The following is a 24165-nucleotide window of genomic DNA, read 5'->3' as shown; positions in this document are numbered from 1 at the left end:
GTCGATCAGTCGGTAGTGAGGGTGACATGTATAACGAGCGGCTCGACGAGCGGCTGTCCGATGAGGAGCTGGAGTTGTTCGTCCAGTACCTGCACAGGTTCGCGAACCACGACGTGGACATCTCGGTGAGGATGGAAGCCGGGGATCCCGAGCACCCCGTCTACGTGCTGTTCGGCAGGGACTATCCCCCGGTCGGAGACGCCGCGGACTACCGGCGGCCGTTCGCTGACCGGCGCCAGGTGACATCCACATCTGACATCAACGACGGCGGATGACAGCTGTCCTGCACGGCCTTTCGTGGTGTCCGCGAGCTGGGGTGGACCCTCCGCCGGCCGTGATCCGCACGAGCTTGCACAGCAGATGTCTGCGGTTCGAAACCGTCCGCGCCCACCGTGACGAGGGCTCCCAGCCGATCGAGGCCGGGGGCCCTCGGCGTTCGTCCGGGGCGTGCAGGGCTGGGGCCGGAGCGTGGTGGTGAGGGCGAGCGGGTTCGCTCCGGCGTCCGGGGAGGTGTCAGGGAGCGGGTTCCCCCGCGATGCGGTCGGCGGCCCTTCGGTCCGGGGTGTCCTTGCCGCACAGGGCTCGGTGGCGGGCGAGGTGTCTGGGGTCTATCCGGTGGTCGGGGTGGCGGCGGAGAGTGCCGACCCTGCTGTCGTCCACGGTGAGGCGGACGGTGTCGTCGGTGTCCACGTACAGGCCGAGCAGGTCGAACTGCGTGTGGTGGTTCGGGCACAGGACCAGCAGGTTGGACAGGACGTCGGGGCCGTGGTGGGGGCGGCCGAGGCCCCGGATGTGGGCGGCCTCGCTGTGGTCGCCCCGGGGCGTCCGCAGTCGCAGGCCGCACGCCTGGCAGCGGTTCTCGTGCAGGCTCTTCACTCTGAGGGCGAGCGCGGAGTCGCGTATGACACGCGAGTGGGTGGACTCGCGCCGGGCGGCGGGGCCCGCGTCCTCGTCGCCGTCGGCCGGGTCCGTCGTACCGCTCGCCGTCGTGTGGTCCGCCAGGCCGAGCCGTGTCATCAGGGCATGCTGGTCGATGCCGGTGAGGTGGTGGTCACGCAGGACGGCGATGGCCCTCAGTCGCGCGGAGGCACCGCTGAGGAGGCGCGCGGCCTCCGCGCTCAGGCCCGCCTCGGGACCCAGCCTCTCCAGCAGGGCCACCCCGGGTGCGGTGCGCTGCCCGGCGGGCAGGCCCCGCATGTCCCAGATGCCACTGGTCCGCAGATGCCAGAACGGGTACTGGGGAGTGACGGCCGACGTGGTCGCGCCGAACTCCGCCAGCAGCCCGCCGACCTCCTCGCGGAACTCCCGCCAGGGTGCGAGACGGGGCCTCCCCGAGGAGATCCGGGAGATCGCCCAGGCCAACGCCAGGGGCTTGTGCCTGCTCGGTACGCCGTCCTTGGTGTGGACCCGGAGATTCCGCAGGCCGTCCAGCAGCCCGTCGAGCATTTCCTCGGCCGCTGACCGTTCGGGACCGGAACGCATCTGGCCTCCCCTTCCGTCGTACCGCCCACCGCCGTCGATCCTGCCAGGCCGGTGGCCGTGCCGGGGCGGGAGGGCGGTGACAGTGGTGACATGGGGGTGCCCTTCGGCCGTCGTGACCGAAGGGCACCGTCGTCGTGCGCGCCGGGGCGGTGGCCCTACTTGATGACCTCGACCTTCTTGTCGCCCGCGGTCTTCGCCGTCGTGACCCACTTGACCGTGCCGATTTCGCGGTTGGCCGCGAGGGCGGGCTTCACCGTGCCGTTCTCGCGGTCGGCCGCGACGGCGGGCTTCACCGTGCCCGTCTGGCGGTCGGACGCCTGGGGCGCGGTCGTCGAGTGGAGCGCCAGGGCCGCGAAAGCGGCGGCCAGGACGCCGAGGGCGATGCCGACCTTGGTCGTGGTCGAGTGAGCGATGTGGGCCTGCGCCACGGGAAGCCTCCCTGAAGTGCCTTTGCCTGAAGGTGGAATGAACGTACCTTGTGGCGGGCTGTGGGGGAATGGGCGAAGAGTTGACGGCCGGGCCGCACGGCCGGTGTACTCCCCGCATGACTGACGTGGGGGACGCGCCCGGACCCGAGGTGCGGAGCGGCGAGATGACGCCGCAGCGGTACATAGAGGGGCGGTTGTCGCAGTACCAGGGCTGGTACGACGTCAAGGCGACCCGCATGAAGGCGATGCATCTGCGGATGCGGACGGTCTCGGTCGTCGGGGGCTCGCTCGTGCCCGTCTTCGTCAATCTGGACGTGGCCTTCGCCCGGATCACCGCCACCGTCCTGAGCGTGGTCGTCGTCGCCGCGGTGTCCCTGGAGAGCGTCTTCCGGTACCGGGAGCAGTGGAAGAACTACCGCTCCACCGAGCAGCTCCTGGGGCATGAGCGCGTCTACTTCGAGACCAAGGTGGGGCCGTACTACAACCTGCCCCGGCGCGAGGCGTTCTCGACGCTCGTCGCCCGGGTCGAGAAGGCCATCGCCAGCGAGAACTCCGCCACCCTGAACGTCATGACGCTCGGCGGGCAGGTCAACTCCGACGTCCAGCAGCACGGCGTCCCCGCCGCCCGTACGCCCGCCGATCCCGACGGCGACAAGGGGCCCCGGACTTCCTCCGAGGCCCCCTGACCCGACGGAAGATGTCAGGTCCGGCGCGTCAGCACCACTTGTAGTCGACCCGCGTCGAGTTGTACGAGCAGACGTCGATCCGCGCGCCGTTCGACTTCCGCAGCGTCGCCGTGTCGCGGTCGTTGTTCCAGACGTACGCACCGCGGTTCTGGTGGACGTTCGCGGCGGTGTTCGTGCCCCGGCCCGTACGGACCGTCACGGTCTTGCCCTTGCCGAGGACGAAGTTGCCGAAGGTGTACTTGTGGTTCGACGCGTCCGTGAGCGTCCAGCCCCGGAGGCTGACCGCCGCCGAGGTCGTGTTCCGTATCTGGACGTACTCGGCGTTGAGGCTGGCCTTCGAGCGGTTGTCAGTGCCCGGACTGTCGTAGTAGATCTTGTACAGGTGGACCGAGCCGGCGGCCTGCGCCTGCGTGGGCAGCAGCAGGATGCCGGAGGCGGCGGCCGCGATCACGGCCGCGAACGTGCGTGCGCGAAGCATGGATGTCCCTCAGTTTCTGCCCGGCTCCCGCCTGTGGGGCCCGGCGAGCACACAGGATACGCACGCCCTTCACTCCGCCCACACAACTTTCCGGTCTTCGCCGTGACTTCCCGTCCCCCGTCGGCGTGACAGGACGGCCGGGCCGTCGACAGCCGCACCGCCGCCCCCTCCGGACCTTCCCCCTCGACAGCGGCGAACCCCGCGCCCTCCTCGGGCCCCTCGGGTCTTCCCGGCCCCGTCGACTCCTCCAGGCCCCTCGGGTCTTCCCGGGCCCATCGGAGCTTCCCGGGCCTCAGCCCTCGAAGTCGTACTCCAGCACGTACGCCGACGAGTCCAGCGTCATCTCGTTCAGCTCCACCGCCACCCCTGGGCCCGTGAACGCCGTCCGTCCGATGAGGATCACCGGCGTCCCCGACCCGAGACCCAGCCGGTCCGACTCCTCCGCCGTCGGCATCCGGCAGCGGATCTCCTCCCGGAACCGCACCGGCCGCTGGCCCAGTTCCGCGAGCCGCGCGTACAGGCCGCCCGGCCCGGTGTCCGGCTCCGCGACCGGCGTCCCGCGCACCAGCTCGGCGGAGAGGTACGAGACCGAGAGCAGCACCGGCTCGGAGTCCAGGACGAACCGGCGGCTGCGGGCGCACACCGGCGCTCCCAGCGGCAGCCCCAGCGTCGCCGCGATCCGCGCGCCCGCCCGTACCTCGGTCACCTCGACCTGGTCGACCACCAGGTCCCGTTCGTCCCCCACGTCCGCCGTCCAGATGGAACGCCCGTTCCCCCAGAGTCCCTCGGACAGGCGCGGGATGCCCCGGCGGCGCAGCGGGCGGAAGGAGCGGACGAACACCCCGGCGCCCCTGCGCGCCTCGGTCAGGCCCTCGTCGCGCAGCACGGAGAGCGCCTGGCGGGCCGTCATCCGGGCCACGTCGTACGTCGTCATGAGGTCGTTCTCGCCAGGGAGCCGGTCGCCCGGCGCGAACGCGCCCGAGTGGATCGCGGTTCTCAACTCATCGGCGATACGACGGTACTTGGGGCGACGGGCACTGTCCTGGTCGGTCACGGGTGGGCCACTCCCTTCCTTTCCGCGACACCCTACGGCGCACCCCGCCGCCGACGTCCACGCACACCTGCGGCCCCGCCCTTCGATCCATCCAACGGGGGACATCTCTAGAGATACGTTGACAGGGCGGGCCCGTAGGGCTTCTCTGGTTCTCCCCAAGTGTCGGGAGCGTCTTCAGGAGCGCTTCCGGCGCGCTTCAGGAATCGGGAAGGAGGGGATGCATGCAGCCACTGCCCGAGGTCGGTGACCTCGTCCGCGACACCGCCACGGGGCGGGTCGGTTTCTATGTGGAGAGCGTCGCCGGACGCTTTCTGATCCGCGCCGTCCACGGCGGCACCCAGTGGGAGGCCGAGCCCTCCGACGTACAGCCCGCCACCCCCCTGCGCGAGCTGCGTGCCCGCGCCGCCGAGATCAACGCACGGACCAGACGGGAGGTCGGCGGGCTGGGGTGACCCGGCGAGGGGGAGGGACGGGGAGGGGGCGGGGGGAGGGGAGAACGGGGCCGAGAAGGGTGGAGTACGGGGTACGGGTGGACGTGCGGGTACGGATACGGGGTGCCCGACCGACGCCCGCGCCCCGGCGTCTGTCAGTGGCACGCGCCACACTGGAGGCATGTGCCGCAGCATCAAGACGCTCCGCCCGCCCATCCTGCCTGAGGAGGCGACCGAGGACGACATCCGTGCCGCCGCCCTTCAGTACGTCCGCAAGGTCTCCGGCTTCCGGGCTCCCGCCGCCCACAACCGCGAGGTCTTCGAGCGGGCCGTGGACGAGATCGCGGAGGCCACCGCGAGACTCCTCGACGGTCTGGAGGTGCGCGGTGCGCACCCCGGGGCCGCCGCCGTCAGGAAGCGGGCGCCGCGGCCGTGACCGGACGCCGCAGGAGACAGGCGGCGAGCCCGCCCGCGAGGAAGAGCGCGAGGGTGGACACCCCCGCGCTGAACCAGGTCGCGCCCAGCCACTGACCGCCGAGCCAGCCGAGCCCCACGCTGTACGAGGCCCAGGTCACGCCCGCGAGGGCCGACCACGGCAGGAACTCCTCCACGCGCCGCTTCGCCGCGCCCGCGCCCAGGGAGACCACGGAGCGTCCCGCCGGGGCGAACCGGGCGAGGACCACGAGCAGGCCGCCGCCCCTGGCCAGGGCGGTGCCGAGGCGCTCCTGCGCCAGGGACAGGCGCTTCGACCGGGCGAGGGCCCGGTCGATCCTGGGTCCGCCCCGGAGCGCCAGCCGGTACGCCAGGAAGTCGCCGAGCACCGAGGCGCCGGCCGCGCAGAGCAGCAGGGGGAGGAGCGAGGGGACGTCGGGGGTGGCCGCCGTGGCCGACGCGGCCGCCGTGGCGGCGGTGATCACCAGGAAACCGCTCGGCAGCACGGGCAGGAAGACGTCGAGCAGGATCGACGCCGCCACCACCGGGTATATCCACGGCCCGGCGGTGAGCGACCGCAGCGATCCCAGGCTGTCGAGCAGATTCACAGGGCCAGAGCCTACGCGGAGACGGTGGGCCGCCTTCCGGGTGGGTGCGGTGCGCGGGGGGCGGCGGACCGGCGGACCGGGGCACGCATCGGGACGGCGTACGCTCCGCCCGGCCGCGCGCGCCGGGACGTCGTGCGCGCGGTCCCGGCGGGGACCGCGCGATGCTGTGCGGGTTTGACGGAAAACGCTCGGAGTGAGCGGCTGGTTCGAGGTGATGTGAGGGTTCGGAAAGGGCCGGAAGACGTGCTGTGCATTCCGGCCCTTTCCGCTAGGGGGTGTCAGGCCGTGACCGGCGTGCCCTGTTCCTCGCGGTCGGCGTTCGTGCCGCGAGCCGTCGGATCCGGGCCGACCCGGTTGCCGAAGAGCCCGTCGAGAGCCAGCGCTCCGGGCCCGGTGAACACCAGGAGGAGGAAGGCCCAGCAGAACACGGCCGCGATCTCCCCGCCGTTCTGGAGCGGGAAGAGGGACTCCGGCTGGTGGACGGTGAAGTACGCGTACGCCATTGAGCCCGAGGCGAGGAACGCGGCACTCCGGGTACCGAGACCGGCCAGGACCAGACCACCGGCGCCCAGCTGTATGACGGCGGCGTACCAGCCGGGCCAGGTGCCCGCCGCGACGGTGCCGCCGCCCGCCGAGCCGCCGAGGACGCCGAAGAGGGCGGCGGCGCCGTGGCAGGCGAAGAGCAGACCGACGACGATCCGGAAGACGCCGAGCGCGTACGGCTGCGCCCGGTTCAGACGGTGTGCCGGACCGGCCGGTTCGTGCGGGGCGGTCCGGGTGCTCCGGGCGGGCGGGATGGCCCCGCCCTCCGCGGCGCTCGGGCCGCTCCTGCCGCTCCGGTCACTCGGGTGGGTCGAGTCGTTCGGGTTGTTCGGGTTGCTCGGGTCGTTCATGGGGGGACTCCTTCGGCCTGGCCCGGTCCGTGGGGTGGACGGGGCGTGGGGACGGAAACCGATGAGGCCGCAAGGTTAGGCACCCCTCACTAGTGCTTGCAAGTTCAACATTCGGCCGACGGGAGGTGTGCGGTGCTGTTCGCTTCCCGTCGGCCGAAGATGACGTCCGCTCAGGGGCGGCCCGGTCAGCAGCCGTTCAGGACGGTCTGGAGCGCACTCTTCTCGGCGGCGTCCACGCTGAGGTTCCAGTAGTGCTTCACGTCCACCCATGCGCGGACGTAGGTGCAGCGGTAGGCGGTCCGGGAGGGCAGCCACTTCGCCGGGTCCAGGTCGCCCTTGGCCTGGTTGACGTTGTCGGTGACGGCGATGAGCTGCGGCCGGGTCAGGTCGTTCGCGAAGGACTGGCGCTGCGCGGTCGTCCATGACGCGGCGCCCGAGCGCCACGCCTCGGCGAGCGGGACCATGTGGTCGATGTCGAGGTCCGACGCGGCGGTCCAGGTGGCGCCGTCGTACTCCGAGTACCAACTGCCGCTGACGGAGGCGCAGGCGGCGTCCGTGACGACGTTCACGCCGTCCCGCTTGAGAACGGTCTCGCGGGTGTTGCAGGTGCCGGACTGGGTGATCCAGTGCGGGAAGAGGCTCCGGCTGTAACCCGAGGTGGAACCTTCCGCCTGCACGGTGAGGGCGGCCAGGTAGGTACGGGCGGTGGCGGCGCTGACCGGGGTCGGCATGGCCGCCTGGGCGGTCGGGGCGGTGGCCAGGGCGCCGGTCAGGGCGAGGGCGGCGGAGGTGGCGAGGACGGCGAGTCGACGCGCGTAGACGGCGTGGAGGGGCATGGGAACTCCCTTGGGTCGGGGGGACCTCGGCTGGTGCCGTCCCCCGGTGGGGTGCCGGGCGGTGGGCCCGGTCATCGTGGCGGCGCCAGGTTTCCGTGAGGGGTGCGCCAGGTAACAGAGTGGCGACATGGACACATCACATCAAGGGGTGTGACGAGTCCTGACGGAGCGACAGATTCCGCCCGGTGTAAAGGAGGTGGGGAGGCGGTGGCGCCGGGGCGCGCGGCGGAGGGAGTCCGGGGCGGCTGTTCCGGTCGGTGCGGGGGGCGCTTCCGCGCCCGGAGGGGCGGGATCGTCCCGCGCCCGGGAGGGGCCTGCGTCAGGTGGGGCGCGCGGTGAGGACCTCGGGCCCGAGGAAATGTGCGCCACGGGAAGGAGCTGCCCACCGGGAAGGAGCTGCCCACCGGGAAGGGCCGTGCGGGCGGGGGCCTATGGCTGGAAGGGGCCGGAGGTGCGCGGCCTCATGCCGACGAGGGCGCTCCCGGGCTCGGGAGGGCGCGGTACGGCCCCCGAGGGCCTCCGCGCCGGGAAGTCGCGCACGGTACGTCGATGGGTCCCGCGTCCGTGCGGCGCGCGGCGCGAGGGTCGGGGAGGGCCCGAAGGCGGGTGCGCTCAGAACGAGACCCCGGGCCGCTTACCGGCCCGGGGTCTTGTCCTGGTCTGAAGTTCGTACGGAAGGAAATCAGGCCCGAAGTTCCACCGGGAACCCCGGGCGCGAAGCGCGACCGGGGGCCGGGAGCTTGGAATCGAAGCCTGGCGCGAAGTGCGACCGGACATCAGGTCCGAGGTCGGCCCGAAGCTTGGTCGGCAGCCCACCGACAGCCCACCGGCAGAGCGCCGATAGCCCACTGGAAGCCCGGCCCGAAGCCCGGCCCGAAGCCCGGCCCGAAGCCCGGCCCGAAGCCCGGCCCGAAGCCCGGCCCGAAGCCCGGCCCGAAGCCCGGCCCGAAGGTCGGGCCGGGGTCCGCGCCCGAGTAGGGGCGCCGTTACGGCAGGAACGTCAGGGATATCGCGCCGTCCGCCGTCGGGTCCACCCGCAGCCGGGTGAGGTCCTCGATGTGGACGTCCGGTCCGAAGGCCGCCGCGCGCGGGCCCACGCCCACGACCCGCATCCCGGCCGCGCGGCCCGCCGCGATCCCCGCCTCGGAGTCCTCGAAGACGACGCAGTCCTCCGGGGCGAAGCCCAGTTCCGCCGCGCCCTTGAGGAAGCCCTCGGGGTCCGGCTTGCTCGCCCCGACGTGCTCGGCGGTGACCCGGTCGACCGGTACGGGCAGCGCCGCCGCGCCCATCCGCGCCTGCATGAGGGCCTCGTCCGCCGAGGTCACCAGGGCGTGCGGCAGCTCGGCGAGCGCGGCCATGAAGGCGGGGGCGCCGGCGATCGGCACGACGCCGTCCATGTCGGCCGTCTCCTCGGCGAGCATGACCCGGTTGTCGGCGTGGTTCTCCGCCATCGGCCGGTCGGGGAGGAGGAGCGCCATCGTGGCGTACCCCTGGCGGCCGTGCACCACCTTGAGCACGGCGTCCGCGTCGAGGCCCTGCCGGTCCGCCCAGCGCCGCCAGCAGCGCTCGACGACGGTGTCCGAGTTGACGAGGGTGCCGTCCATGTCCAGGAGGAGGGCGCGTGCGGTGAGCGGTGCCGGGGTGATGGCGGGCATCGGGTCTCCAGAGGGGGTGGCGCGGAGAACGAAGTGGTCCCGCCCACCGGTCAGGGATTGCGGGCGGGCCCACTTTGTTCTTTCACGATACAAAACAGGAGGCCGTCTTGGCCAACCCGTCCGCATTCCGGCCATCCGGGCGGCCATCCGGGCGGCCCTCCGGCCGCACCCGGGCGGGGCCCGCCGGGGGCCCGCCGTGGCCGTACCGCCCGGAGGGCCACCCCCTGGGACGGCCACCCCTGGAACGGCCTCCCCCGGAGCAGTCTCCTCCGGAGCGCCGCCTTCCCGGAGCACCCCCGGAGCCCCGCCCCGCCCGATACCGCGCGATCCCGGACCTCCCGGACGCCCGGACGCTCAGATGTAGGGGGTGTGCCGTTCGAGCACCGCCCGGGTGTGGGGGCCGTACACGCCGGGGGTGTCGCCCTGGATGTACATGTACGACTGGTACTCCTCCACCGCCTCCCGGAGCTCGTCGTCGTACCGTCCATCGACGCGCCCGCGATAGACCATCACCGCGATCAGCCGTCGCTGGAGCTCTCGCACCTCCGGCCCGCTCGAACCGGGGCTCAGGGTCGGGGCCTCCTCGTCCGGTGTGCCGGTGGGCGTCGGTGTGCCCGTCGGCCCTGCCGTCGTCGGCGGGGCGACCGGTGCCTGTGAGGTCGGGGAGGCCGAAGGTGCCCCCGTGCCCGCCGTGGTCGGTGTGGCGCTGGGTGCCGTGGTGGTGCCGCTCGCCGTCGGGGTGGGCGTGGCGGACGGGGAGGCGGAGGTCGGCCGTGTCGTCGGGGCGGTCGTGGACGGCTCCGGGGTCTTCGAGGAGGGGGCGGGCGCCTCCGAGACGGCGACGTTCAGGGACGCGCTCGTGGTCACTTCGGGGACGGCGGCCCGGTCGTCGGTCCCGTCGTCGCCGAGCACGGACGCGGCGAGGGCGGCGGTGCCCGCCACCGCGACGGCGGCCACCGCCGCGATCAGCACCCCCCGCTTGCGGCCCCGCCGCTCCACGGGTGCGTGCGGCACGTCGCCGACGCCGCGCAGCAGCAGCGGCATGGTCTCGGACGGGTCGCCCCCGCCGTGCCCGTCAAGCCCACCGCGCCCGTCGCGCCCGCCCTGCCCGTCGAACCCACCGCTCCCGCCACGGTCTCCGTGCCCGCCGCCCCCGCCGGGAGCCCGCCCGTACGGCGCCGTGGGCGCGCCACCGCCGACGCGGACGGCCGTCAGCTGGGTCGTCGGCGGGTCCTCGGCGGGGAGGGAACCGGTCCCGTACGCGCCCCCCACCCCGTCCGTCCCCTCCGGGGAGTCCGGGAAGCCCGGGGAATCCGGGGACTCCAGGACCACATACGGCCTGATCCGGAGCGGGTCGAAGTCCTCGGCCGCCGCCATCTCCGCCCGTGCGCAGGCGCAGCCAGGTCTCTGTACACCGCATTCAGGACAGACATGTCCGGTCATGATGGGTCCCCTCCCGATACGACTGCGAGCGATTATGCAGCCCGCCCCCTCCCGGCGGGCGAACGGCTGTGCCCTTCCGCAGGCCATAACCGGACATTCGGAACAGGATGGAGGGGTCGTGTGCCGTGAGGTCCGAGGAGACGCCGGAGGAGACGCCCATGGCCCAGGAAGTACGCCCGTCCCCGTCCGACGGTGGAGCCGCTCCCGTACCGGGCGAGGGGCAGAGCCACCGCAAGGTGCTCGTCGCGGTCGGCGCGCTGCTGCTCGGCCTGCTGCTCGCCGCCCTCGACCAGACGATCGTGTCCACCGCCCTGCCGACCATCGTCAGCGAGCTGGGCGGTCTGGAGCACCTGTCCTGGGTGGTCACCGCCTATCTGCTCGCCTCCACGGCGGCCACCCCGCTCTGGGGCAAGCTCGGTGACCAGTACGGCCGCAAGAAGCTCTTCCAGGCGGCGATCGTCCTCTTCCTGATCGGCTCGGCCCTCTGCGGCATCGCCCAGAACATGCCGCAGCTCATCGGCTTCCGGGCCCTCCAGGGTCTGGGCGGCGGCGGCCTCATCGTGCTGTCGATGGCGATCGTCGGCGACCTCGTCCCGCCCCGGGAGCGAGGGAAGTACCAGGGCCTCTTCGGCGCGGTCTTCGGCGCCACCAGCGTCCTCGGCCCCCTCCTCGGCGGCCTCTTCACCCAGCACCTCTCCTGGCGCTGGGTCTTCTACATCAACCTGCCGATCGGGATCGTCGCCCTCTTCGTGATCGCGGCCGTGCTCCACATCCCGGTGCGCTCCACCCGGCACACCATCGACTACCTCGGCACCTTCCTCATCGCCTCCGTCGCCACCTGTCTGGTGCTCGTCGCCTCCCTGGGCGGCACCACCTGGCCCTGGGGCTCGGTGCAGATCATCGGCACCGCCGTCCTCGGAGCCGTACTCCTGGTGTGGTTCCTGTACGTCGAGACGCGGGCGGCCGAGCCCGTGCTGCCGCTCAGGCTGTTCCGCGTCCGCACCTTCAGCCTGGTCTCGGTCATCAGCTTCGTCATCGGCTTCGCGATGTTCGGCGCCATGACCTATCTGCCGACCTTCCTCCAGGTCGTCCAGGGCGTCACCCCGACCATGTCGGGGGTCCACATGCTGCCGATGGTCGCCGGTCTGCTGATCACCTCGACGGGCTCGGGCCAGATCGTCTCCCGCACCGGCCGCTGGAAGGTCTTCCCGATCGCGGGCACCTTCCTCACCGCCGTGGGGCTGCTGCTCCTGCACCGGATGACGGAGTTCAGCTCCACCTGGGAGATGAGCGTCTACTTCTTCGTCTTCGGCGCCGGACTCGGTCTGGTCATGCAGGTCCTCGTCCTGGTCGTGCAGAACGCCGTCGCCTACGAGGACCTCGGCGTCGCCACTTCGGGAGCCACCTTCTTCCGCTCCATCGGAGCCTCCTTCGGCGTCGCCGTCTTCGGCACGATCTTCACCAACCGGCTCACCTCGAAACTGGAGGACGTCTTCGCCCGCGCGGGCGCCGCGCCGCCCGGCACCGGCGCCGGGCAGGTCGCCGCCGACCCCCGCGCCGTGGACCGGCTGCCGCCCGCGCTGCGCTCCGAGGTCCTGCACGCGTACGCCACCTCGATCACCGACGTCTTCCTGTACGCGGCGCCCGTCGTCCTGGTGGCCTTCGTCTTCTCCTGGTTCCTCAAGGAGGACAAGCTGCGGGGCTCCGTCACCGCGCCCGACACCAGCCAGACGCTCGCCACCAACCCCGTCGAACGCTCCTCGTACGAGGAGTGCGCCCGCGCCCTGTCGGTCCTGGGCTCCCGCGCGGGCCGCAAGGCGATCTACGAGAGGATCACCGCCCGCGCGGGGCTCGACCTGCTGCCCGCCGCGAGCTGGCTGCTGCTGCGCATCCGCCGTCACGGCACCGTCGAGCCCGCCCGGCTCGCGGACGTCGTGCCCGTCCCGCTGAAGGCGATCACGGACGCCGCCCGGCAGATCGAGGAGCGGGGTCTGGCGGGCCGGGAAGGGCTCCAGCTGGTCCTCACCGAGGAGGGCGTGGGGGTGGCGACCCGGCTCGCCGCCGCGCGCGAGGAGTCGCTCGCGGAACTGCTGGGCGACTGGTGGGGGCCGGACCGGCCGACCGATCTGATACGGCTCGTGGAGGAGCTGACGGAGGAACTCTCCGGCTCCGACGCGGAACGCCCCCACACCGACGAACCGCCCCGCGACCACCGGGCGTGAGCGGCGGCGGCCCGCCCACCACCGGGCGTGAGGGTCCGCGGGGCCCCCACCCTGCTCATCCTCCGTACGGGGCTCCGGGCTCCCCGCCCGCACGGGCTCTGTCCGTACGGGCTCAGGGCCCTCGGCTCAGAGGTCCTTGCCGTACCAGATCTCCATGTACGGGCCCGTGGCGTACGCGGGGATCTCCGCGTACCCGTGGCGGACGTAGGCGGCCCGCGCCTCCACCAGGTCGAGGCGGGTGGTGAGGACCGTCCGGCGGGCACCGAGCGCCCGTGCCTCCGCGTCCAGCGCGGTGAACAGGGCCCCGGCCCCGCCGAGACCCCGGAAGGCGGGCCGCAGGAAGATCCGGGTCAGCTCGGCCCGTTCGGCGTCGAGGAGGAGCAGCCCGCCGCAGCCGGCCGGCTTCCCCTCGTACCAGGCCACCAGGAACTGTCCGGTCGGCGGGGTCAGCAGCTCCGCCCCGTCGTCCGCGAGCCCCTCGTCGATCTCGGCCTCGGTCGCGGGCCGTTTCCAGTACCGCCCGGCGACCTCCCCGTAGTAGTCACGGCGGAGCGCCGAGGCGTCCGGGGCGTGGACGTGCTCGGGGGTGAAAGTCCAGGTCATGCGCGCCATTGTGGGGCGCGCACGCCCCGGCGCGCAGCTGGGTTTCGGCGCGGGTCAGCCCTTCGGGCTCGCCTGCTGGACGACCTCGAAGGACCACAGGGTGGAGCCGGTGGCGGCGGGCTTCGGCCGCTCGCCGCCGCCCTCGCCGCCGCCGTGGGCGCCCCGCATGGAGCCGTTCATCCAGTTCTGGAAGTCCTCCTCGCTGCGCCAGCGGGTGTAGACCAGGTACTGGTCGGTTCCTTCGAGGGGCCGCAGCAGCTCGAACCACTCGAAGCCGTCGGACCCCTCCACGGCCCCGCCGCGCGCGGCGAACCGCTGCTCCAGCACCTCACGCTGCTCGACGGGCACGGTCAGGACGTTGATCTTCACGATGCTCATGAGGGGCAGGATATGTCCCGGGTCCTCCCGCCCTCCGCGCGGGCGGGGCGGACCTGGGACCCAGGCCCCGGGCCCCGGGGCTCAGTCGGTGACGCGGGCCAGCAGGAGGCCGTCGTAGCCCTTGGTGCCGACGGTCTGGACGGCCGTGGCGACCAGGCGCGGTTCGCGGGCGACGAGTTCGAAGAGTTCCCGGGTGCCGGTGACCGCCGGGTCCCCCGGGGCGGGCGCGGTGATCCGCCCGCCGCGCACGACGTTGTCGACGATGATCAGGGTGCCGGGCCGGGACAGCTTCAGGGCCCATTCCACGTAACGCGGGTTGTTGACCTTGTCGGCGTCGATGAAGACCAGGTCGAAGGGGCCCGCGTCCTCCGCCGCCAGGAGCGGCAGGGTGTCGAGGGCGGCGCCGGTGCGCACCTCGACGAGCTGGTCGAGTCCGGCGCGGGCGATGTTGGCGCGGGCGACGTCCGCGTGCGCCGGGTCGTACTCCAGGGTGACGAGCCGTCCGTCGGCGGGCAGCGCGCGGGCCAGCCAGATCGTGCTGTAGCCGCCGAGGGTGCCGATCTCCAGGATGCGGCGGGCGCCCTGGGTGAGGGCGAGCAGCTGGAGGAGCTTGCCCTGGTTGGGGGCGACGGCGATCTCGGGCAGGCCCGCCGCGACGGAGTCCGCGAGGGTGGCGGTGAGGACGTCGTCGGCGGGGGCGATCGTGTCGGCGAAGTACTGGTCGACCTCGGTCCACCGGGGGTCCGTCCCGGGGGCCGTCTGGGGCTGAGGGTTCGTCATGCGGTCGAACGTACACCTGGGTCGGGAGGTGGCGGGCCGGGCGTCGTTCCGTCCGCTCCGTACGCGTCCTCGTACGGGTGTGCGGGGAACGGCGTCCGGCCCGGTCCTCCTCCTGCCGTCCGTGTCCGTGCCCCGGGGCCGGTCAGACCCGGGTGCGGACCCGGAGTTCCTTGACGCCGTTGAGCCAGGCGGCGCGCAGTCGGCGCGGTTCACCGGCGAGCGTGAGGTCGGGCAGGGCGTCCGCGAGCGCGTTGAAGATCAGCTCGATCTCCTTGACGGCGAGGGACTTGCCGAGGCAGAAGTGGGGCCCGCCGCCGCCGAAGCCGAGGTGCGGGTTGGGGTCGCGGGTGATGTCGAAGCGTTCGGGGTCGGTGAAGACCTCGGGGTCGTTGTTGGCGGAGGAGTAGAAGAGGCCGACGCGGTCGCCCTTGGCGATCTTCTGGCCGCCGATCTCGGTGTCCTGGGTCGCGGTCCGCTGGAAGGAGACGACGGGGGTGGCCCAGCGGACGATCTCCTCGGCGGTGGTCGAGGGGCGTTCCCGCTTGAAGAGTTCCCACTGCTCGGGGTGGGTGAGGAAAGCATGCATCCCGTGGCTGATGGCGTTGCGGGTGGTCTCGTTGCCCGCGACGGCGAGCAGCAGGACGAAGAAGCCGAACTCGTCGGAGGAGAGGTTGCCCTCGCCCTCGGCGGCGACCAGCTGGCTGACGATGTCGGCGGCGGGGCACTCCTTGCGGGCGGCGGCCATGTTCATCGAGTAGCCGATGAGCTCCATGGCGGCTTCGGCGCCGATCTCCTCGGTGATGGCGTATTCGGGGTCGTCGTAGGCGACCATCTTGTTCGACCAGTCGAAGATCCGGGAGCGGTCCTCCTGGGGGATGCCGATGAGTTCGGCGATGGCCTGGAGGGGCAGTTCGACGGCGACCCGGGTGACGAAGTCGAAGGTGCCGTCGGCGTCCGCGCTCCGCCGGGCCTCCTCGACGATGGTCCGGGCCCGCTCGCGCAGCGTGGTCTCCAGGCCGCGGATGGCGCGGGGGGTGAAGCCGCGCTGGACGATCTGGCGGACCCGGGTGTGCTCGGGCGGGTCCATGTTGAGCATGATCAGTTTCTGGACCTCGATCTGGTCCCGGCTGATGTGCTCGTTGAAGCGGATGACGGCCGTGTTCTCGTTCGAGGAGAACAGCTCCGGGTGGGTGGAGACGTACTTGACGTCCGCGTGGCGCGTGACGGCCCAGTACCCGCTGTCCGCGTAGCCGGTGCTGCCGGGCGTCTGGGCGCACCACCAGACGGGCGCGGTCTGCCGCAGCAGGGTGAACTCGGGGAGGGGGACCCGGTCGCGGAGCACATCGGGGTCGGTGGCGTCGAACCCTTCGGGAAGGTGGGGACAGGGCATCGGCAACACTCCACGTCTGAGGGGATCCGGGGATCCGAGGAGATCTGATGGGCCGTCAGGAGTTGTCGGGAATTTAATGACGAGCTCCGCAAGAGGCAAGGGCCGGAACGGGAACTGTTGCCTCCCGGACCCTTGCGTACCCACGCCGGCAGTCATAAGACTGCAAGCAGAACTAGAACGCGTACTAGTTCCCCCGTGATGCCGACCGATGGGATGCCGGGACGCCCCGTCCGGTCGAGGAGAGGACGAGCTCATGGCCGCTGAACCCGTCATCGTCGAAGCCGTACGCACCCCCATCGGCAAGCGCGGAGGCGCGCTCGCCAACCTCCACCCCGCCTACCTCCTGGGCGAGACCTACCGGGAACTGCTCGGCCGCACCGGCATCCCCGCCGACTGCGTCGAACAGATCGTCGGAGGTACCGTCACCCACGCGGGGGAACAGTCCATGAACCCCGCCCGTACCGCCTGGCTCACCATGGGCCTGCCGTACGAGACCGCCGCCACCACCGTCGACTGCCAGTGCGGCTCCTCCCAGCAGGCCAGCCACATGGTCGCCAACATGGTCGCGGCGGGCGTCATCGACATCGGGATCAGCTGCGGTGTCGAGGCGATGTCGCGGGTGCCGCTCGGGTCCGGCTCCAAGCACGGCCCCGGCAAGCCCTTCCCCGACGAGTGGAACGTCGACCTCCCCAACCAGTTCGAGGCCGCCGAGCGCATCGCCCGCAGGCGGGGTCTCGGCCGCGAACGCGTCGACTCGCTCGGTCTGCTCTCCCAGGAGCGGGCCGCGCTGGCCTGGGCCGAGGAGCGCTTCAAGCGGGAGACCTTCGCCGTCCAGGTGCCCACCACCGAGGAGGAGCAGACGGCCGGCCAGGGCATGTGGCGGCTCGTCGACCGCGACGAGGGGCTGCGCGACACCACCATGGAGGGCCTGGCGCGGCTCAAGCCCGTCATGCCGACCGCCGTGCACACCGCGGGCAACTCCTCGCAGATCTCCGACGGCGCCGCCGCGATCATGTGGGCGTCCAAGCGGATGGCCCGCGCCCTCAAGCTCCGGCCGCGCGCCCGGATCGTCGCCCAGGCGCTGGTCGGCGCGGACCCGCACTACCACCTCGACGGGCCGGTCGACGCGACCCGCGCGGTCCTCGGCAAGGCCGGGATGTCCCTCCGGGACATCGACCTGGTCGAGATCAACGAGGCCTTCGCCTCCGTGGTGCTCTCCTGGGCGCAGGTCTTCGACCAGGACCTGGAGAAGGTCAACGTCAACGGCGGGGCCATCGCCCTCGGCCACCCCGTCGGCGCCACCGGCGCCCGGCTGATCACCACGGCCCTCCACGAGCTGGAGCGCACCGACAAGGAATTCGCCCTGATCACGATGTGCGCGGGCGGCGCGGTGGCGACCGGCACGATCATCCAGCGACTCTGAGACCCGGGGCGCCCGCGCCTCCGGCCCCGGTCCCGGTCCGGTCCGAACCCTCCCGTTCCCGGTCCACCCCCGTTCCCGGCCCGGTCCACCTCTGATCCACCCCGGCCCTCACTCCGGTCCACCCCCGGCACCCCGGTCCGCCCCCGGTGCCCCGGGTCCACCGGCCGTCCTCCCCGGTCCACCCCCGGCACCCCGGTCCGCCCCGGTGCCCCGGGTCCACCACCCGCCGCCTGTCCGTGGCCCCGGATCCGTCCCCGTACGCCCCCGGAAAACGCCGCAGGCCCCGGTCTCCCTGACGGGAGCGGGGCCTTGCGTGAGCGTGGCTGACGGCGGCGGTGTCTCAGTACCAGCCGTTGGACTGCCAGAACGCCCAGGCGGCGTTCGGCGAGCCGTAGCGCTCGTTCATGTAGTTGAGGCCCCACTTGATCTGGGTGGCGGGGTTGGTCTTCCAGTCGGAGCCGGCCGAGGACATCTTCGAGGCCGGAAGGGCCTGGACCAGGCCGTAGGCGCCGCTGGAGGAGTTGGTGGCCTTGTGGTTCCAGCCGGACTCGTGGGACACGATCTTGCTGAAGGCGGAGTACTGCGAAGCCGGGACGATCTGGCGTGCGAGGTCCTGCGGGCTGGCGGCCGAAGCCGTGCTCGTCGTGCCGAGGACCGCACCGGACGCGGCCAGCAGCACGGCTGCGGAGGCGGCGAAGGTCTGCTTGCGGGCGGCGGCACGAGTGAGGAGCGAGCTGAACAACGTAGTGACCTAACGTCGGGGACAAGGGGCGCGCCGGGCGGTTTCGGCAAGCCGGAACCAGAACCCGGGAGACCCGGGGATCTGGGGGAACCGGCTGTCCGTGGTGCTGCGATGAGCACCGGCTGCCTGGCGACGTCCACCAGAGAAGCAGGGCGGGAAGCCCGGCGCAATGACCCCCTGTACGAGGGAGGTTCGGACCCGGGGGCCGTCCACGAAGCGCGATAGTACGAGGGTTTCCGCAGGTCATGACCCGATGTGGGCGGTTTGTGCGGGTGTCGTACGGCTACTATCCCGGCTCGTACGTGACCTACGTCCTGTGGGGCGCCTCACCCCGGGACGGCTCCCCGGGGGCCTCGAATGTGACCTGGGCCTCGAAGTTCGCCCGCCGCGTCGCCCGCCGCAGGGCCTTGAGGAGCGTCCCGCCGACGGTGAGCGTCAGGACCACGGTGAGCACCGCCCGGCCCAGGTCCCAGCCCAGCGAGGTCGCCGTCACATAGGCGAGGAACCGCACCAGGTTGTCCCCGAGCGGCGCACCCGGCTGGAACGAGATCCCGCTGCTCAGGCCCTGCAGCAGCACCCAGCCCTGCAGATTCATGACCGTGCCGTACGCGAACGCCGCCAGGAACCCGTACGCCGAGAGCATCAGCAGCTCGCCCCGCCCCCGCAGCCGCTCCGGGCCCGGCAGCAGCCCCGCGCCCATCGTGAACCAGCCCATCGACAGCATCTGGAACGGCATCCACGGGCCCACCCCGCCCGTGAGCAGCGCCGACGCGAACATCGTCACCGCGCCCAGGACGAAGCCGAAGCCCGGCCCCAGGACCCGGCCGCTCAGCACCATCAGGAAGAACATCGGCTCCAGGCCCGCCGTGCCCGCGCCCAGCGGGCGCAGCGCCGCGCCCACGGCGGCGAGCACCCCCAGCATCGCCACCGCCTTCGCGTCCATCCCGCAGTCCGCGATCGTCGCCACCACCACGGCCACCAGCAGCGGGAGCAGCGCGGCGAACAGCCACGGCGCGTCCCCCGCGTGCGAGGTGACGGCCGAGCCGGGGTCCGCGAAGAGCGGCCAGCAGAACGCGCCGAGGCCGATCAGGGAGACCAGGACGAGCGCCGCCACCGAGCGGGGCCCGAGCCGGACCGGGCGGGCGCTCACGGGGTCTCCTCCGGGGCCGGTCCGTCCCCCGAGAGGGAAGGAGAGGGAGAAGGAGAGGGAGAAAGGGAGGAGAGAGGGGAAGGCGCGGTGCGGGACCCGGACGCCCGGTCCAGCGCCCGCTCCACCTGCTCGACCGTGAGCCAGTGCTGCGGGGCGAGGACCTTCCCCACCTGCGGCGAGAACGCGGGCGAGGAGACGACGACCTCCGCCGTCGGCCCGTCCGCCACCACCTCGCCGTCCGCGACGATCACCACCCGGTGCGCCAGTTCCGCCGCCAGCTCCACGTCATGGGTGGCGAGCACGATCGCGTGCCCCTCCGCCGCGAGCGAGCGGAGCAGGGCGACCAGCCGTGCCTTGGCCGCGTAGTCCAGGCCCCGGGTCGGCTCGTCGAGCAGCAGCAGCGGCGGGCGGCCGGTCAGGACCACGGCGAGCGCGAGCGCGAGGCGCTGCCCCTCGGACAGGTCCCGGGGATGCGCGTCGTCCGTCACCCCCGGCAGCAGCTCGGACACCAGACGGCGGCAGGTGCCGGGCGGCGCGCCCGCGTCCGTGTCCGCCGCCGCGCACTCGGCGGCCACCGTGTCGGCGTACAGCAGGTCGCGCGGCTCCTGCGGGACCAGACCGACCTCGCGGATCAGCTCGCGCGGGTCGGTGGTGTGCGGGACGCGGCCCGCGACGAGGACGGTCCCGGAGGTCGGGGCGATCATGCCGACGAGGGCCGAGAGGAGGGTGGACTTCCCGGCGCCGTTACGGCCCATGAGGGCGACGGTCTCACCGGCCTCGACCCGGAGGCCGATCCGGCGCAGGGCCTCGACCCGGCCCCGGCGGACGCCCAGTCCGCTGACGTCCACGAGGGGGGCGGCGGGCACGGGCGCGGCGGTCCGGCGCCGCCGGAACACGGCGAGGCCCCCGCCCCGCGCCTTCCCGGAAGCGGGGCGGAGAGCCGCCCCGGCCGCCCCGGAGGTCCCGGACACCCCGGCCGCTCCGGACACCCCAGCTGCCCCGGGGGTCCCGGCCACCCCACCAGGCGCCCCGGACACTCCAAGCCCCTCCCGTACGGGATCCCCGGGATCCCCGTACGGGAGGGACCGCTCCAGCCCCGCCAGGCGCTCCTTCAGCGGGCCGCTGCGGCGCCGGGCGTCCCGGACGGTCAGTGGCAGGGGCTCCCAGCCCGCGAGGCGGCCGAGTGCCACCACCGGGGGGTGCACCGGGGAGACCGCCATGATCTCCGCGGGCGGGCCCATGAGGGCCTCCGGCAGCAGGATCACCCGGTCCGCGTACTGCACCACCCGCTCCAGGCGGTGCTCGGCGAGCAGGACCGTGGTCCCCAGGTCGTGCACCAGACGCTGGAGCACCGCGAGGACCTCCTCCGCCGCCGAGGGGTCGAGCGCGGACGTCGGCTCGTCGAGGACCAGGACCTTCGGGTGCGGGGTGAGGACGGAGCCGATCGCCACCCGCTGCCGCTGCCCGCCGGAGAGCGTGGCGATCGGCCGGTCGCGCAGCTCGGCCAGGCCCAGCAGGTCGAGGGTCTCCTCGACGCGCCGCCGCATCACGCCGGGCGCCAGGCCCAGGGACTCCATGCCGTACGCCAGCTCGTCCTCGACCGTGTCGGTGACGAAGTGCGCGGACGGGTCCTGGCCGACCGTGCCGACCACGTCGGCCAGCTCGCGCGGGGGGTGGACGCGGGTGTCGCGGCCGTCGACGGTGACCCGGCCGGTGAGGGTGCCGCCGGTGAAGTGCGGGACGAGCCCGGAGACCGCGCCGAGCAGGGTCGACTTGCCGACCCCGGAGGGGCCGACGAGCAGCACCAGCTCGCCCTCGGGGACGGTGAGGTCCAGGTTCCGCAGGACGGGCCCGGCGTGGTCCTCGTAGGTCACCGAGACGTTCTCGAAGCGGATCACGCGTTCTCCTTGGGAACGGGGGCCACGAACGCGGGCAGCAGGCCCACCAGGACCGAGAGCGCGGGCCACAGCGGCAGCTGCGGCGCGGTCAGGGGCACGACCCCCGGGTGCAGGGCCTCGGGCGCGTAGGCGTTCGCCCGGATCATCAGGACCGCGACGGCCGCCCCCGAGCCCGCGACCAGCCAGGCGCGGACGTCCCACCGGTCCGGCCGGTACCGGGTGCGGACCGTCCGGCGCCCGCCGAGCCGCAGCCCGGCCATCGCCGCGAGCAGCCCCACGCCGAGCAGCGGCAGGCCGTACCGGGCGCCCTCGGCGGCGAGCAGCCCGTACGTACCGGCGCAGACGCCGAGCAGCCCGCCCAGGGTGAGCAGGTTCGTGGTGCGCCGTACGGACGCCGGGACGTGCGCGGTCCGCCCGTATCCCCGGGCGTCCATCGACGCGGCGACCGCGACCGAGCGTTCCAGGGCGCCTTCGAGGACCGGCAGGCCGATCTGGAGCACCGCCCGGACCCCGCCGGTGGGGCGTCCGCGCAGCCGCCGGGCGGTCCGCAGCCGGGCCACGTCCGTGACCATGTTCGGCGCGAAGGTCATCGCCACGACGACGGCGACCCCGGCCTCGTACAGGGCGCCCGGCAGCGACTTCAGCAGCCGCGCCGGGTTGGCGAGCGCGTTCGCCGCGCCCACGCAGATCAGCAGGGTCGCCAGTTTGGCGCCGTCGTACAGCGCGAAGAGGAGTTGCTCGGCGGTCACCCGGCCGCCGATGCGGATGCCCTGAGCCCAGTCGGGCAGCGGCACCTCGGGCAGGGTGAACAGCGGGTGGCTGCCGGGCACGGGGGAGCCGAGGAGCAGCGAGAAGACGACCCGCAGGGCGACGACGAACAGGCCGAGCTTGACGAAGGCGCCGTACGAGCGGGCCCAGGGCGCGTCGGTGCGGCGGGCCGCGACGACGTATCCGGAGACGCCGACGATCAGTCCGAGCAGCAGCGGATTGGTGGTGCGGGAGGCGGCGACGGCGAGCCCGAGCGCCCACAGCCACCAGGCCCCGGCGTGCAGCGCGTTGCCCCGGTCGGCCTCGGGGGCGCGCAGCACGGAGGACGGCCGCCGGGTGCGGGGGCCGTCCTGCGGGGCGGGGCGCGTCCGGGCGCGCCCCGCCCCTGCCGGGTTCGTCATGCCGGGATCATCCGCGGTGGCGGGCCTTCCAGATCGCCGCGCCGCCGAGGGCGAGGACGGCCGCGCCTCCGGCGAGCACGCCGAGGGACGGGCCGCCGCCCTCGCCGCCGGAGGAGGCGGCCGGAGCGGCGGTCGCGGTGGCGCCCGGCGTGGCGGACGGGTCGCCCGCCTGTTCGGCGACCTGTTCGCCGCAGCCGCGCGCGGGGTAGCCCGCGATCCCGCAGATCATGGCGGCGCTGTCGTACCGGAGGGGGGCGGCGACGGCGGCCAGCGCCTCCGCGGCCGTGGCGTCCCGGCGGACCTCGGCGCAGCCGGTCGTGACCGGCTCCGGGGGCGGGGTCTCGCCGGGCGGGGCGTCCCGGGGGCCGCCGGAGTCCACGACGACCGCGACGCGCTTGGCGCCGTCCCCGGCCGCCTTCGCTCCGCAGATCCCGGCGAAGTCGGGGGCGGCGGAGGGCCGGGAGGTGTCGTCGGTGCCGCTGCTGACCGCGAAGCGGAAGCCGATGACGTCGCCGTCGGCGGGGCGGGCGGTGGCGGGGCCCTGGGTGGCGTACGCCCAGGGCTTGCCGCCGTCGCCCTGCCAGAACGACCAGTAGCGGTATCCGGCGGCCTGCGCGGGCGCCGCCGCGACCCCGGCGAGGGTGAGCAGGGCTCCGGCGGTGGCGCCCGCGAGCCGGGCGCCCCTTCTCCGTGAGACGGTCACTTCCTGCGGCCGCTCACGAGGAAGCCGATGCCGACGCCCACGACCGTGCCGATGCCGATGATCCACCAGACGTCGAAGCCGGAGTTCTCGTCGTCGCTGGTGGAGGAGGCGGAGGTGTCGGGGGTCTTGGGCGCGGGCCCGGTGGCGTTGAGCTGCTCGACGAGGTCGGTGGTGCCGAACTCGCGGGGGTCGGTGTCGGTGGCGCGGGCGGCGAGGACCAGCTGCGCGTACGCGGCCGGGCCGCCTTCCTTCGCCCAGCCCGCGGAGTTCTTCTCCAGCCATTCCAGGGCGGGCTTGGCCTCCTTGGCGGCGCCGGAGGCGGCGAGCGCGACGACGGCGTCGGCGGTGTTGCCGACGTCGGGCCGCTCGGTGGTGTCGGTGGCGCCGGGCATCGGCGGCAGGATGAGGTGGCCGGTCTTCGCGAGGGCCTTCGCCAGGTAGGAGGCGCCGTTGAGGGCGGCCCGCTCGGCGGTCGGCTTGGTCAGGTCGGCGCAGCTGGGGGGCTGCTCGGGGGAGGCCTTGGTGGCGACGGGGCTCTTGCCGAGTCCGGCGAGGGTGGCGGCGGCGGTGGCGTCGGCGTTCGCGAGCAGCTCGCCGTTCTTGCCGGGCTGGTACGCGAAGGCGCCCGCGCCGTCCTTGTCGGAGCAGGGCAGCGCGAAGGTGAGGAGCGCGTCGTAGGGGGTGCGGCCCTCGGCGGAGGTGTACGAGCCGGGCTTGACGCCGGTCGCGGCGAGGGCGCCGATGACGATCGAGGTGGAGTTGGCGTCGCTGGGGCCGCCCGCTCCGTAGCCCCAGCCGCCGTCCTTGTTCTGGACGGTCCTGAGCCAGCCCGTGCCCGCCTTGACGGCCTCGTCGAGCTTCTTCGGGTCGGCGGCCTGGCGGCGGACGGCGTCGAGCGCCTGCACGGCGACGGCGGTGGCGTTGGTGTCCCGCATCGTCTTGGCGTCGCAGGGCTTGCCGGTGTCGGGGCGGTAGGAGGCGAACGAGCCGTCGTCGCACTGCTGGCCGAGCAGCCAGTCCACGGCCCGGTCGGCGGGCTGGTAGCCGGTGGCGCGCTGGGCGAGGAAGGCGAGGGACTGGCGCCAGACACCGTCGTACGTGGGGTCCTTGGTGCCGTACAGGCCGGGCGAGGGGGTGGCGGCGGGGGCCGAGGGGGAGGGTGCGGCGGTGGCCGCTCCCGCGGCTGCGGTGCCGAGCAGCACGGCGGCGGTGAGCGCGGCGGCGCCGTTGCGGACGGTGATCATGGGGCCCTCTCCTGCGGCCGGTCACCGGCACGCCTCG

At 73.3% G+C, this 24165-nt stretch carries 25 protein-coding genes; 6 read left to right on the top strand and 19 right to left on the bottom strand.

The window, feature by feature from the left end; all coding sequences use genetic code 11:
- Nucleotides 1–26: 26 nt before the first annotated feature.
- A complete protein-coding gene (locus ACIRQY_RS10640) occupies nucleotides 27–275 on the top strand; it encodes a hypothetical protein (RefSeq protein ID WP_403923626.1) in 249 nt (82 codons plus the stop codon).
- A 238-nt stretch (nucleotides 276–513) separates the two neighbouring features.
- Here the strand turns inward: ACIRQY_RS10640 and ACIRQY_RS10635 are convergent, their stop codons facing one another.
- Together ACIRQY_RS10635 and ACIRQY_RS10630 are read right to left on the bottom strand one after the other, a co-directional pair.
- The gene (locus tag ACIRQY_RS10635) at nucleotides 514–1482 is read right to left on the bottom strand and encodes an HNH endonuclease (RefSeq protein WP_403923623.1); all 969 of its coding nucleotides are present in this window, start codon (nucleotides 1480–1482) and stop codon (nucleotides 514–516) included.
- A gap of 155 nt (nucleotides 1483–1637) precedes the next feature.
- Nucleotides 1638–1910, bottom strand: coding sequence for a hypothetical protein (locus tag ACIRQY_RS10630; protein ID WP_403923620.1), 273 nt, complete (start codon nucleotides 1908–1910; stop codon nucleotides 1638–1640).
- Between the two features lie 116 nt (nucleotides 1911–2026).
- On the opposite strand from ACIRQY_RS10630, the gene ACIRQY_RS10625 reads away from it, so the two are divergent.
- A complete protein-coding gene (locus ACIRQY_RS10625) occupies nucleotides 2027–2596 on the top strand; it encodes a DUF4231 domain-containing protein (protein ID WP_403923617.1) in 570 nt (189 codons plus the stop codon).
- A 28-nt stretch (nucleotides 2597–2624) separates the two neighbouring features.
- Here ACIRQY_RS10625 and ACIRQY_RS10620 read toward each other — a convergent pair whose 3' ends face one another.
- Both ACIRQY_RS10620 and ACIRQY_RS10615 read right to left on the bottom strand, forming a co-directional pair.
- Entirely contained in the window at nucleotides 2625–3074 is a 450-nt protein-coding gene (locus ACIRQY_RS10620) for a lamin tail domain-containing protein (RefSeq protein WP_403923614.1), read from the bottom strand.
- Nucleotides 3075–3366: 292 nt separating this feature from the next.
- On the bottom strand, nucleotides 3367–4128 hold the full coding sequence (locus ACIRQY_RS10615) for a GntR family transcriptional regulator (RefSeq protein WP_403923611.1): 762 nt from the start codon (nucleotides 4126–4128) through the stop codon (nucleotides 3367–3369).
- A gap of 221 nt (nucleotides 4129–4349) precedes the next feature.
- Here ACIRQY_RS10615 and ACIRQY_RS10610 point away from each other — a divergent pair, with 221 nt between their 5' ends.
- Together ACIRQY_RS10610 and ACIRQY_RS10605 are read left to right on the top strand one after the other, a co-directional pair.
- Nucleotides 4350–4580 carry a hypothetical protein gene (locus tag ACIRQY_RS10610; protein WP_351786354.1) on the top strand — a complete coding sequence of 77 codons (231 nt, stop codon included), beginning with the start codon at nucleotides 4350–4352 and terminating at the stop codon, nucleotides 4578–4580.
- A 160-nt stretch (nucleotides 4581–4740) separates the two neighbouring features.
- Nucleotides 4741–4995, top strand: a complete 255-nt coding sequence (locus ACIRQY_RS10605) for a DUF2277 domain-containing protein (protein ID WP_403923607.1) — start codon at nucleotides 4741–4743, stop codon at nucleotides 4993–4995.
- Here ACIRQY_RS10605 and ACIRQY_RS10600 read toward each other — a convergent pair.
- The 5 genes from ACIRQY_RS10600 to ACIRQY_RS10580 all read right to left on the bottom strand — a co-directional run bounded on the left by ACIRQY_RS10600 (nucleotide 4970) and on the right by ACIRQY_RS10580 (nucleotide 10360).
- Complete coding sequence (locus tag ACIRQY_RS10600) at nucleotides 4970–5599, bottom strand: DedA family protein (protein WP_403923604.1); 630 nt, start codon at nucleotides 5597–5599, stop codon at nucleotides 4970–4972. The two genes, ACIRQY_RS10605 and ACIRQY_RS10600, sit on opposite strands and share 26 nt — an antisense overlap.
- 278 nt (nucleotides 5600–5877) lie before the next feature.
- Nucleotides 5878–6396 carry a DoxX family protein gene (locus tag ACIRQY_RS10595; RefSeq protein ID WP_351786586.1) on the bottom strand — a complete coding sequence of 173 codons (519 nt, stop codon included), beginning with the start codon at nucleotides 6394–6396 and terminating at the stop codon, nucleotides 5878–5880.
- A 281-nt stretch (nucleotides 6397–6677) separates the two neighbouring features.
- Complete coding sequence (locus tag ACIRQY_RS10590; protein WP_366440394.1) at nucleotides 6678–7328, bottom strand: HNH endonuclease family protein; 651 nt, start codon at nucleotides 7326–7328, stop codon at nucleotides 6678–6680.
- A 986-nt stretch (nucleotides 7329–8314) separates the two neighbouring features.
- On the bottom strand, nucleotides 8315–8983 hold the full coding sequence (locus ACIRQY_RS10585; RefSeq protein ID WP_403923600.1) for an HAD-IA family hydrolase: 669 nt from the start codon (nucleotides 8981–8983) through the stop codon (nucleotides 8315–8317).
- A gap of 354 nt (nucleotides 8984–9337) precedes the next feature.
- Entirely contained in the window at nucleotides 9338–10360 is a 1023-nt protein-coding gene (locus ACIRQY_RS10580; RefSeq protein ID WP_403923596.1) for a peptidoglycan-binding protein, read from the bottom strand.
- A 224-nt stretch (nucleotides 10361–10584) separates the two neighbouring features.
- On the opposite strand from ACIRQY_RS10580, the gene ACIRQY_RS10575 reads away from it, so the two are divergent.
- Nucleotides 10585–12648 (top strand): DHA2 family efflux MFS transporter permease subunit, encoded by a 2064-nt coding sequence (locus ACIRQY_RS10575; RefSeq protein WP_403923593.1) that lies wholly within the window; start codon nucleotides 10585–10587, stop codon nucleotides 12646–12648.
- 126 nt (nucleotides 12649–12774) lie between these two features.
- Here ACIRQY_RS10575 and ACIRQY_RS10570 read toward each other — a convergent pair whose 3' ends face one another.
- The 4 genes from ACIRQY_RS10570 to ACIRQY_RS10555 all read right to left on the bottom strand — a co-directional run bounded on the left by ACIRQY_RS10570 (nucleotide 12775) and on the right by ACIRQY_RS10555 (nucleotide 15799).
- The gene (locus ACIRQY_RS10570) at nucleotides 12775–13260 is read right to left on the bottom strand and encodes a GNAT family N-acetyltransferase (protein WP_403923590.1); all 486 of its coding nucleotides are present in this window, start codon (nucleotides 13258–13260) and stop codon (nucleotides 12775–12777) included.
- A gap of 45 nt (nucleotides 13261–13305) precedes the next feature.
- The gene (locus ACIRQY_RS10565; RefSeq protein ID WP_351786371.1) at nucleotides 13306–13629 is read right to left on the bottom strand and encodes an antibiotic biosynthesis monooxygenase; all 324 of its coding nucleotides are present in this window, start codon (nucleotides 13627–13629) and stop codon (nucleotides 13306–13308) included.
- 81 nt (nucleotides 13630–13710) lie between these two features.
- Complete coding sequence (locus tag ACIRQY_RS10560) at nucleotides 13711–14409, bottom strand: O-methyltransferase (RefSeq protein ID WP_403923587.1); 699 nt, start codon at nucleotides 14407–14409, stop codon at nucleotides 13711–13713.
- Between the two features lie 142 nt (nucleotides 14410–14551).
- Nucleotides 14552–15799 carry a cytochrome P450 gene (locus ACIRQY_RS10555; protein ID WP_403923585.1) on the bottom strand — a complete coding sequence of 416 codons (1248 nt, stop codon included), beginning with the start codon at nucleotides 15797–15799 and terminating at the stop codon, nucleotides 14552–14554.
- Between the two features lie 253 nt (nucleotides 15800–16052).
- Here ACIRQY_RS10555 and ACIRQY_RS10550 point away from each other — a divergent pair, with 253 nt between their 5' ends.
- The gene (locus tag ACIRQY_RS10550; protein WP_351786379.1) at nucleotides 16053–17222 is read left to right on the top strand and encodes a steroid 3-ketoacyl-CoA thiolase; all 1170 of its coding nucleotides are present in this window, start codon (nucleotides 16053–16055) and stop codon (nucleotides 17220–17222) included.
- Between the two features lie 340 nt (nucleotides 17223–17562).
- Here ACIRQY_RS10550 and ACIRQY_RS10545 read toward each other — a convergent pair whose 3' ends face one another.
- The 6 genes from ACIRQY_RS10545 to ACIRQY_RS10520 form a co-directional block, all read right to left on the bottom strand.
- Nucleotides 17563–17964: a transglycosylase SLT domain-containing protein gene (locus ACIRQY_RS10545; protein ID WP_351786382.1), complete on the bottom strand. Its 402-nt coding sequence runs from the start codon at nucleotides 17962–17964 to the stop codon at nucleotides 17563–17565.
- Nucleotides 17965–18271: 307 nt separating this feature from the next.
- Nucleotides 18272–19114, bottom strand: coding sequence for an ECF transporter S component (locus tag ACIRQY_RS10540; RefSeq protein WP_403923583.1), 843 nt, complete (start codon nucleotides 19112–19114; stop codon nucleotides 18272–18274).
- On the bottom strand, nucleotides 19111–21012 hold the full coding sequence (locus ACIRQY_RS10535; protein ID WP_403923581.1) for an ABC transporter ATP-binding protein: 1902 nt from the start codon (nucleotides 21010–21012) through the stop codon (nucleotides 19111–19113). The genes ACIRQY_RS10540 and ACIRQY_RS10535 overlap by 4 nt, the downstream gene beginning before the upstream one ends.
- Nucleotides 21009–22181, bottom strand: coding sequence for an energy-coupling factor transporter transmembrane protein EcfT (locus ACIRQY_RS10530; RefSeq protein ID WP_403923579.1), 1173 nt, complete (start codon nucleotides 22179–22181; stop codon nucleotides 21009–21011). The genes ACIRQY_RS10535 and ACIRQY_RS10530 overlap by 4 nt, the downstream gene beginning before the upstream one ends.
- Before the next feature lie 7 nt (nucleotides 22182–22188).
- Nucleotides 22189–22884 (bottom strand): SCO2322 family protein, encoded by a 696-nt coding sequence (locus ACIRQY_RS10525; RefSeq protein ID WP_403923577.1) that lies wholly within the window; start codon nucleotides 22882–22884, stop codon nucleotides 22189–22191.
- Entirely contained in the window at nucleotides 22881–24128 is a 1248-nt protein-coding gene (locus ACIRQY_RS10520) for a prenyltransferase/squalene oxidase repeat-containing protein (RefSeq protein WP_403923575.1), read from the bottom strand. The genes ACIRQY_RS10525 and ACIRQY_RS10520 overlap by 4 nt, the downstream gene beginning before the upstream one ends.
- Nucleotides 24129–24165: the final 37 nt, after the last annotated feature.

Origin of the sequence: Streptomyces sp. NPDC101490, from assembly GCF_044767145.1 — a bacterium.
Classification (GTDB): domain Bacteria; phylum Actinomycetota; class Actinomycetes; order Streptomycetales; family Streptomycetaceae; genus Streptomyces.
The sequence above is the reverse complement of the archived record's forward strand: the minus strand, read 5'-3'. Positions and strand labels throughout refer to the sequence as shown.